This window comes from Mesorhizobium sp. M2E.F.Ca.ET.209.01.1.1, assembly GCF_004010375.2.
Lineage (GTDB): Bacteria > Pseudomonadota > Alphaproteobacteria > Rhizobiales > Rhizobiaceae > Mesorhizobium.
Map to the genome: position 1 here is coordinate 1 of NZ_SADP02001263.1, position 285 is coordinate 285.

Genomic DNA, 285 nt, shown 5'->3' on the forward strand with positions numbered 1-285 from the left:
GTCGGCAATGTCGGTGCGGCGGTCGTTCCGATGATGATCGGAATGGCCTGGACAGCCGCCCGAAAGGGCTATGACAAGGGCAATCCCGTTCTTATCGAGGCCTCCAACGACAGCGGCGCCTGTGGTGCCGCCATTTTTGCGGTGGCGAGCTGATGTCGACAAATGTTTTTGCCAACAGTCTGGAGATCTCGGGCAAGGCCGTCGACGCGAAAACTCTGGGCGCGTTCCCGGACGTTTGCTTCACCCCGCCCGAAAACCCCGCTACGCCACCGGGCGTGCCGGTTC

The 285-nt window shown here is 62.1% G+C and carries 1 pseudogene; it reads left to right on the top strand.

Going from position 1 to position 285, the window contains the following annotated elements:
• Positions 1–153 (top strand): annotated as a pseudogene (locus EN852_RS43070) (3-oxoacyl-ACP synthase); the annotation flags it as partial.
• Between the last annotated feature and the right edge of the window lie 132 nt (positions 154–285).